Raw genomic sequence first — 8,496 nt, forward strand, 5'->3', positions numbered from 1 at the left:
ACTCCTGCCCGGTCTGCGACTACTCGCTGCCCGAGCTGGAACCGCGGTTGTTCTCGTTCAACTCGCCGGTCGGCGCCTGTCCGTCCTGCGATGGCCTGGGCGTGACCCAGGTATTCGATGCGGCGCGCGTGGTCGGCCATCCCGAGCTGCCGCTGTCCAACGGCGCGGTGCGCGGCTGGGACCGGCGCAACGCGCATTACTTCCAGCTGATCCTGTCGCTGGCGGCACACTACGGCTTCGATGTGGACACGCCGTGGCAGAAACTCCCTGCGGACGTCCAGAAGGCCATCCTGTACGGCAGTGGCAAGGACAGGATCGCGTTCCGCTACATCACCGAGCGTGGCGGCAAGGTGACCCGTGAGCATGCGTTCGAGGGCATCCTGCCGAACCTGGAGCGGCGCTACAAGGAAACCGAATCCGCCGCGATACGCGAGGAACTGGCCAAGTACATCAGCGACCAGCCCTGTCCTGCCTGCGACGGCCAGCGACTGAACCGCTCGGCGCGCAACGTGTTCGTCGCCGACCATGCGCTGCCCTCGCTCACTGCACGCTCGATCGACGACGCGCTGGCATTCTTCGAGGAACTGAAGCTCCCCGGCTGGCGTGGCGAGATCGCGGTGAAGATCGTCAAGGAGATCCGCGAGCGGCTGACCTTCCTCAACGACGTGGGCCTGAATTACCTCACTCTGGACCGCCAGGCCGACTCGCTGTCCGGCGGCGAGGCGCAGCGCATCCGCCTCGCCTCGCAGATCGGTGCCGGCCTGGTCGGCGTGATGTACGTGCTGGACGAACCCTCGATCGGCCTGCACCAGCGCGACAACGAGCGCCTGCTCGGTACGCTCACGCGGCTGCGCGATCTGGGCAACACGGTGATCGTGGTCGAGCACGACGAGGACGCGATCCGCATGGCCGACCACGTGCTCGACATCGGCCCCGGCGCCGGCGTGCACGGCGGCGAGATCGTGGCGCAGGGCACGGTGCAGGACATGCTCGATTCGCCGCGTTCGGTCACCGGCCAGTTCCTGTCCGGCGCGCGCGCGATCGAAGTGCCCACCGTGCGCCGCCAGCCCGCCGACGCCGACGCGTGGCTGCACCTGAAGGGCGCCAGCGGCAACAACCTGAAGCACGTCGACTTGGCGATTCCGGCCGGCTTGTTCACCTGCATCACCGGCGTGTCCGGCTCGGGCAAGTCGACCCTGGTCAACGACACCCTGTTCCGCCTTGCCGCGGCCGAACTCAACGGTGCCGGCACCCAATCGGCACCGTACAAGTCGGTCGATGGCATGGAGCTGTTCGACAAGGTGGTCGACATCGACCAATCGCCGATCGGCCGCACGCCGCGCTCGAACCCGGCCACCTACACCGGCCTGTTCACCCCGCTGCGCGAGATGTTCGCGCAGGTGCCCGAGGCGCGTTCGCGCGGCTATACGCCAGGCCGTTTCAGTTTCAACGTGCGCGGCGGCCGCTGCGAGGCGTGCGAAGGCGACGGCATGATCAAGGTGGAGATGCACTTCCTGCCCGACGTCTACGTGCCCTGCGACGTGTGCCACGGCAAGCGCTACAACCGCGAGACGCTGGAGATCCTGTACAAGGGCCACACCATCGCCGACGTGCTCGACATGACGGTGGAGGACGCGCTGAAGCTGTTCGAGAACGTGCCGACCATCGCGCGCAAGCTCGACACGTTGCGCGCGGTCGGCCTCGACTACATCAAGCTCGGCCAGAGCGCGACCACTTTGTCCGGCGGCGAGGCACAGCGCGTGAAACTGTCCAAGGAGCTGTCCAAGCGCGACACCGGCCGCACCCTGTACATCCTCGACGAACCGACCACCGGGCTGCACTTCCACGACATCGAGCAGTTGCTCGACGTGCTGCACCAGCTGGTCGACCAGGGCAACACGGTGGTGGTGATCGAACACAACCTCGACGTGATCAAGACCGCCGACTGGATCGTCGATCTCGGCCCCGAAGGTGGCGCCGGCGGCGGCCGCATCCTGGTCGCCGGCACGCCGGAAACCGTGGCGGCCACGCCCGAATCGCACACCGGCCATTTCCTCGCGCCGCACCTGAAACCGGCCAAGCCGAAAAAGCCGGGCGCCGCCACGCGGGTCAAGGCAGCCACCAGGCACATCGCCTCGGCCGACAAGTACAAGCCGATGCGCGGCAGCAAGAAGAAGCGTCCATGAGTCCACGCAAATCCACCACAGTCGTCGACGCGGCGAGCGCCACCGCGCCGGAAACCGCAACCGGCAAGCTGCTGTTCGTCGCCTCGATCGGCGTGCGCTGGCGCGACCTCGACGCCTTCAACCACGTCAACAATTCCAACTACCTCACCTACCTCGAAGAGGCGCGGCTGCAGTGGCTGCAGGATGTGCGCGACTGGTTCAGCGAGGACACCATGCCGGTGCTGGCCGCCAGCGAGCTGCAGTACCGGCGACCGATCGAATGGCCCGCCTCGCTGCATGTCGAGTTGCGCTGCGCCAGGCTCGGCAACAGTTCGATGACAATCGCCCATCGCATCGTCGATGCGGATGACGCGAACCATCTGTACAGCGACGGGCATGTGGTGATGGTGTGGGTGAACCCGGCGACCGGCAAACTGGTGCCGCTGCCCACGACGATCCGCATGGCAGCTGCCGGTCACGTGGACGGCTGAGCGCCGCACAGCGCCGAGGTCATCGCACCGGGTAACCGGATCGACGCACGGCACGCACATGCCGTCGCTATGATGGCGATCCGATTACCCGATGGAATGCGCCTCATGACGACAGCACATCGCTCCGCCCTTGCCTTCGCCAGCATCGCTGCCCTGGCCGGCGCACGGCCGGCGTACGCCGCCGACACCACGGCGCTCACCTTGTATCGCAGCGACAGCGCCACGCTGTACGCCAGCCATGGCGGCGGCGATGTCGGGGACGGTTATGCGGTGGTGCGCGAGCAACGCTCGCTGACGCTCGCTGCCGGCACGCATGACGTGGTGATCGGCGACCTGCCGACCTTCCTCGATCCCGAAGCGCTGGCGCTGGGATTCCCCGACGGCAACGCGAAGGTGATCTCGCAGCGCCTGCTGCTGGCGCAGGGTACGGATGCGGCGCTGACCGGCCTGGTCGGCCGCAGCGTGGACGTGCTCGGCAGCAATGGCGAGCCGCTCGCCAGCGGCACCCTGCTGCGTGCGGGCGACGGCCTGCTGGTGCGCGACGGCAACGGCCGCACCAGCCTGATCATCCACTACGCGGGCGTGCGCAGCAGCGGCGCCGACTTCCCTACCGGCTCCAGCCTCAGCTTGCGTGTGGACGCCGCGCGCACCGGCCAGGCCCGGGCCGTGCTCAGCTATCCCACCTCCGGCCTCGGCTGGCGCGCCGCCTACGTGGCGACGCTGCAGCCCGGCACGGCCTGCCGCATGCAGTTCGAATCGCGCGCGAGCATCGCCAATCGCAGCGGCCGCGACTGGCACGATGCGCAGGTCACCCTAATCGCCGGCGAGCCGAACATGGCCAAGGCCTCGGCGCCGCGGCCGATGATGACGATGGCACGCGGTTTCAACGCCAAGGCCGAGAGCGCCGACATGCCGCAGCAGAACAGCCTCGGCGACTACCGCAGCTACACCCTGCCCGCCGCGCTCGAGCTGCCCGACGGCAGCGTCAGCCAGCTACCGCTGTATGCCACGCGCACGCTGGACTGCGTGCGCACTGCGCTGTACGAGAACGGCAACAGCTTCCAGCCGCAACAGCCGATCCTCAGCCGCGACTTCAACCAGGGCGGCGGCAGCGCCATCGTCAGCACACTGAAGTTGAAAGCGTTCGACAGCCTGCCGGCCGGCTACCTGCGCGTACTTACCGCCGATAGAAACGGCACGCCGCAGTTCGTCGGCGAAGGCCGCATCGACGACACCCCGAAAGGCAGCGATGCCACCATCACCCTCGGCACCGCGTTCGACCTGCGCGCCGAACGCGAACGCACCGGCTTCAGCACGGACAAGGCCGGCCGCACGCTGGATGAGGCATTTCGCATCAGCCTCAGCAATGCCGGCGACAGCGCACGCACGGTGACGGTGCGCGAGCATCCCGGCCGCTGGCGGCAGTGGACACTGATTTCATCCAGCAACAAGCCCAGTCAGCAGACGCCGGACACGCTGGAGTTCCGCATCGAAGTGCCGGCCAACGGCAAGGCCGTGCTGGACTACGCGGTGCGCTACAGCTGGACCGCCGACGAACAACCACAATAATTCCGACTGGAGTTCACCATGCTCAACATCGCCAACCACGAGAACGGGATCCGCGAGATCCAGCTTGCCCGCCCGCCGGTCAACGCACTGAATCTGGAGCTGCTGCGCGCGCTGCACGCTGCCGTCGACGATGCCGTGCAGGGCGGCGTGCGTGGCATCGTGCTGTCCGGCGCGCAGGGGCTGTTCTCGGCCGGCGTCGACATACCGGCCCTGCTCGGCCGCGACCGCGCCGGCGTGCGCGAATACTGGCGCGAGTTCTTCGCGCTGTGCGCCACCCTGGCGCACGCACCGATCCCGCTGGTGGCGGCGATCACCGGCCACAGCCCGGCCGGCGGCGCGGTACTGGCGCTGTTCTGCGATTACCGGGTGATGGCCGAAGGCCCGTATCGGATCGGCCTCAATGAAGTGCAGGTCGGGCTGATCGTGCCCGAGGCGATCCAGCTGGCGCTGCGCCGCGTGGTCGGCGCGTACCGCGCCGAACGGCTGCTAGTCGCCGGCGCGATGATCGAATCGGCCGAAGCAGTGGCTTGCGGTTTCGTCGACGAACTCACCGGCGTCGATCAGGTCATCACCCGCGCCATCCGCTGGCTGGACGAGTTGCTCGCGCTGCCACCGCACGCGATGCTGGCCACCCGCACGCTGGCCCGCGCGGACCTCGCCGCGGCCTACGCCGATCTGGACGCGCTGCCGCTGGACGATTTCGTCGAGGAGTTCTTCCACCCGCAGACGCAGGCGGTGCTGCAGCAGTTGGTCGCCCGGCTCAAGGACAAGAAATGAAACGAGCATGACGTAGGAGCCCGCTGGCGAGCGATGCTTCTGCTCTGGAACACCCACACCCGAAGAAGGAGCATCGCCCGCCAGCGGGCTCCTACGAGAGTCGGGTCAGCCCTTCGCCACCGGCCGCGCCGGGTCGCTGACCCAGCCGCTCCACGACGGCGCGTACAACCGCGAACCGTGCAGGCCGGCATGTTCCATTGCCAGCAGGTTGTGGCAGGCGGTGACGCCGGAGCCGCACATGTGCACCACCTGCGATGGTGCCGTCGCACCGAGCACCGCCAGGAACTCATCGCGCAATTCCGCCGCCGGCTTGAAGCGGCCGTCGCTGCCGAGGTTGTCGGCGAACGGCCGGTTCAGCGCGCCGGGCACGTGGCCGCCGACCCGATCCAGCGGCTCGACATCACCGCGGTAGCGGGGCGCGGCGCGCGCATCGAGCAACTGGCCGGCCGCGCCGTCGCGCACCGCCGCATGATCGAGCAGCACCTGGTCCGCGTCATAGCGCAATGACACCTTGCTGGCCGGCCGCGGAGCGGCCGCGCCGGATTCGACCGGCAGGCCGGCTGCCAGCCACGCAGCGTAGCCGCCATCCAGCACCGCCGCTTCACGTACGCCGACCAGGCGCAGCAGCCACCACAATCGTGCCGCGGCCAGCGCGCCGCCAGCGGCGTCGTAGCTCACTACCTGCATGCCCGGCTGCCAGCCCCAACACGACAACAGCGCGTTGAACGCGGACTCCAGCGGCAACGGATGCCGGCCCAGGCCTTCGGCCTGGCGCGACAGGTCGGACAGGTCGCGGTCGAGGCTGGCATGGACGGCGCCGGGGATATGGCCGTCCAGATAATCGCGCTCGCCCTTCGCCGGATCGGTCATGTCGAAGCGGCAATCCACGATCAGCACCGCGTGCGCTGGCAGCGCAGCCAGTTCCGTCGCATCAATCAAGGTGGTCCTCAGCGTCATGTGCGTCCCATCCTCTGCAACAGGTTGTATAGCATCGCGGCGGTGGCGCCCCAGATGCGATGGCCGCCGTGGACGAATTCCACCATCGGGCGCTGGTGGCCGCGAAATTCCATCGTATAGCGGCGCAGGTTGGCCGGTTCCAGCAGGAACGCCAGCGGTACCTCGAACACTTCGGCCACCTCGTCCGGCGCCGGATACAGCTGCGCCTCGACCGCAATCTTCGCCACCACCGGGGTGATGCAGTAGCCGCTGATCGTTTCGAAGCGATCGAGATAGCCCAACGGTGTCACCAGCGTACGGTCAAGACCGATCTCCTCCTCGCTTTCGCGCAGTGCGGTAGCGAGTGCATCGCCATCGTCCGGGTCGCTGCGCCCACCGGGAAAGGCCACCTGGCCGGCATGCGCCTGCAGGTTGTCGGTGCGCACGGTAAGCACCAGCCGCGGCTGCACGCCTTCGCGAAAACCCACCAGCACGGCAGCCGGCAAGCGCTGGCTGCTGCCGAGCAAGCGGGACATGTCCTCGTGGTTCCAGCCCGGACCGGTCGGCGGCGCCGACAACGGCCGCAGGGCGCTGACCAGCTCGTCGATCATGGTGCCTTGCGCAACGGCAGGACGTCGCGCATCACGCGCAGCCGTTCGGCATCGCTCATCGTGCGCCAGCGGCCGATTTCCTCGCCGTTGCGCTGGCAGCCGATGCAATAGCCACGCGCATCCAGCCGGCAGGTGCCGATGCAGGGCGTCAATGGCAGGGTTTCGGCGGGGATCGGGGCGTTCGGCATGCTTCGTCATGCTACCACCGCAGGGACTTTGAACCGACTCTCAGGGCTTGCCTGCATCCGGTTTGATCGCGAGCAGCTCGATCTCGAACACCAGCGCCTCGTTCGGGCCAATTCGCGGCAGCGCGCCGGTCTCGCCGTAAGCCAGCTGCGGCGGAATCACCACCTTCCAGCGATCGCCCACGTGCATGCGCGGGATCACGTCCTGCCAGCCGCGGATCACCTTGTCGACGGTGAAGCTGACCGGTGCGCCATGCGCCCAGGTGCTGTCGAACTCGGTGCCGTCCACCAGCATGCCGCGGTAGTTCACGGTGACCGTGCTGCTCACCGTGGGGCTGGCCTTGCCGCTGCCCTTGCTCAGCACCGCGTACTGGATGCCCGACGGCAGTTGCACCACGCCGGGCTGGCGCCGATTCTGCGCCATGTATTGCGCGCTCTTGCGCGCATTGAGGGCGGCGATCCGGTTGAACTCGGCCAGCGCCTCGGCATGCATCTGCTGGTCGAGCCGCTGCAATTGCTGATGCATGTCCTGCATCGACACACTGGGATGTCGCCTGGCGTAGGCATCCTGGATCGCCCGCAGCAGCACCGGGATCTCCACGTCCGGCTTGCCGTCGGCGAACTGGCTGCCGATCTGGTAGCCGATCGCGTACGACAACTTCGCCTTGTCGGGCTTCGCCGCCGACGCCTGTGCGACACCCTGCGCATGCGCCACGCCGCCCAGCAACAGCACTGCGCCGAGCAGCCTGCAACGCAGATGTGTCATGCCTTTCTCCACCGGGCCTTTCCCTATCGCGACAGTCGATCCTGACGGTTCATCCTAAGCGGTTCGCGCGATTCGTGCAGCGCTGACACCCGTGGCTTGAGAAACCCCGCGGCGGCAAAGGTTCCCGCTGCTACCATCGCGTTTTTGCACTGATCGGGAACCACTCATGGCCTATCGCAACCTGGAAATCGGCAACCGCGGCGCAGTGCGCACGATCGTCGTCAACCGTCCGGACAAGCTCAACGCGCTGAACCGCGACACCCTCAACGAACTGGGCCTGGTGTTCGCGCAGGCCGCGCAGGACGACGCCGTGCGCGTGGTGGTGTTGACCGGCGCCGGCGAGAAGGCGTTCGTCGCCGGCGCCGACATCGCCGAGATGAACGGTTACACGCCGGTGCAGGCGCAGGGCTTCTCGCGCGCCGGCCAGCGTCTGATGACGTCGATCGAGCGGCTCGGCAAGCCGGTGATCGCGCGCATCCAGGGCTTCGCGCTCGGCGGCGGCATGGAGCTGGCGATGGCCTGCCACTTGCGCGTGGCCAGCGAGAGGGCGAAGTTCGGTCAGCCGGAAATCAACCTCGGCCTGATCCCCGGCTTCGGCGGCACCCAGCGTCTGCTGCGCCTGGCCGGCCGCGGCGCGGCGCTGGAGCTGTGCCTGACCGGCGCGCCGATCAACGCGCAGCGTGCGTACGAGCTGGGCATCGTCAATCGCGTGGTCGCACCCGACGCGCTGGACGAAGCCGTGAACACGCTGGCTGACCAGCTTGCCGCGGCCGCGCCGCTGGCCGCCGCCGGCATCCTCGACGCCGTGCTGCAAGGCGGTGAGACCGCGATCGACCAGGGTCTGGAGTTCGAGACGCAGGGTTTTGCGCTGGCGTTCTCCACCGAGGACATGCGCGAAGGCACCACGGCATTCCTGGAAAAGCGCAAGGCCGAGTTCAAGGGACGCTGACCGTAGGAGCCCGCTGGCGGGCGATGCTCTTGGGTGTATCGGAAAGG

Annotated in this window: 7 protein-coding genes and 1 pseudogene; 5 read left to right on the top strand and 3 right to left on the bottom strand. The window is 67.9% G+C overall.

Features of this window, described 5'->3' with window-relative positions; all coding sequences use genetic code 11:
* The 4 genes from uvrA to ABD024_RS10825 form a co-directional block, all read left to right on the top strand.
* Positions 1-2,186, top strand: a 2,186-nt coding sequence (gene uvrA, locus ABD024_RS10810; protein WP_343852457.1) for an excinuclease ABC subunit UvrA, incomplete at its 5' end; no start/stop codon positions are given.
* Positions 2,183-2,656: an acyl-CoA thioesterase gene (locus tag ABD024_RS10815; RefSeq protein WP_343852459.1), complete on the top strand. Its 474-nt coding sequence runs from the start codon at positions 2,183-2,185 to the stop codon at positions 2,654-2,656. The genes uvrA and ABD024_RS10815, both read left to right, overlap by 4 nt.
* A 105-nt stretch (positions 2,657-2,761) precedes the next feature.
* The gene (locus tag ABD024_RS10820; RefSeq protein WP_343852461.1) at positions 2,762-4,225 is read left to right on the top strand and encodes a DUF4139 domain-containing protein; all 1,464 of its coding nucleotides are present in this window, start codon (positions 2,762-2,764) and stop codon (positions 4,223-4,225) included.
* Between the two features lie 18 nt (positions 4,226-4,243).
* Positions 4,244-5,002 (top strand): enoyl-CoA hydratase/isomerase family protein, encoded by a 759-nt coding sequence (locus ABD024_RS10825; RefSeq protein ID WP_343852463.1) that lies wholly within the window; start codon positions 4,244-4,246, stop codon positions 5,000-5,002.
* 105 nt (positions 5,003-5,107) lie between these two features.
* Here the strand turns inward: ABD024_RS10825 and ABD024_RS10830 are convergent, their stop codons facing one another.
* From ABD024_RS10830 to bamJ, 3 genes and pseudogenes are all read right to left on the bottom strand, one after another.
* Entirely contained in the window at positions 5,108-5,959 is an 852-nt protein-coding gene (locus ABD024_RS10830) for a sulfurtransferase (protein WP_343852465.1), read from the bottom strand.
* A pseudogene (locus ABD024_RS10835) lies at positions 5,956-6,737 on the bottom strand (NUDIX hydrolase). Before ABD024_RS10835 ends, ABD024_RS10830 begins: the two are co-directional and overlap by 4 nt.
* Before the next feature lie 40 nt (positions 6,738-6,777).
* A complete protein-coding gene (bamJ, locus tag ABD024_RS10840; protein WP_343852467.1) occupies positions 6,778-7,500 on the bottom strand; it encodes a BamJ family beta-barrel-assembly machinery protein in 723 nt (240 codons plus the stop codon).
* Between the two features lie 166 nt (positions 7,501-7,666).
* Here bamJ and ABD024_RS10845 point away from each other — a divergent pair, with 166 nt between their 5' ends.
* On the top strand, positions 7,667-8,449 hold the full coding sequence (locus ABD024_RS10845; protein WP_343852469.1) for an enoyl-CoA hydratase-related protein: 783 nt from the start codon (positions 7,667-7,669) through the stop codon (positions 8,447-8,449).
* Positions 8,450-8,496: the final 47 nt, after the last annotated feature.

It is taken from the genome of Rhodanobacter soli (genome assembly GCF_039523495.1).
Classification (GTDB): Bacteria; Pseudomonadota; Gammaproteobacteria; order Xanthomonadales; family Rhodanobacteraceae; genus Rhodanobacter; species Rhodanobacter soli.

Bases quoted from the DNA above. Each gene is read 5' to 3' on its own strand.
- ABD024_RS10815 (WP_343852459.1), top strand. From the start codon at position 2,183: ATGAGTCCACGCAAATCCACCACAGTCGTCGACGCGGCGAGCGCCACC.
- ABD024_RS10820 (WP_343852461.1), top strand. From the start codon at position 2,762: ATGACGACAGCACATCGCTCCGCCCTTGCCTTCGCCAGCATCGCTGCC.
- ABD024_RS10825 (WP_343852463.1), top strand. From the start codon at position 4,244: ATGCTCAACATCGCCAACCACGAGAACGGGATCCGCGAGATCCAGCTT.
- ABD024_RS10830 (WP_343852465.1), bottom strand. From the start codon at position 5,959: ATGACGCTGAGGACCACCTTGATTGATGCGACGGAACTGGCTGCGCTG.
- bamJ (WP_343852467.1), bottom strand. From the start codon at position 7,500: ATGACACATCTGCGTTGCAGGCTGCTCGGCGCAGTGCTGTTGCTGGGC.
- ABD024_RS10845 (WP_343852469.1), top strand. From the start codon at position 7,667: ATGGCCTATCGCAACCTGGAAATCGGCAACCGCGGCGCAGTGCGCACG.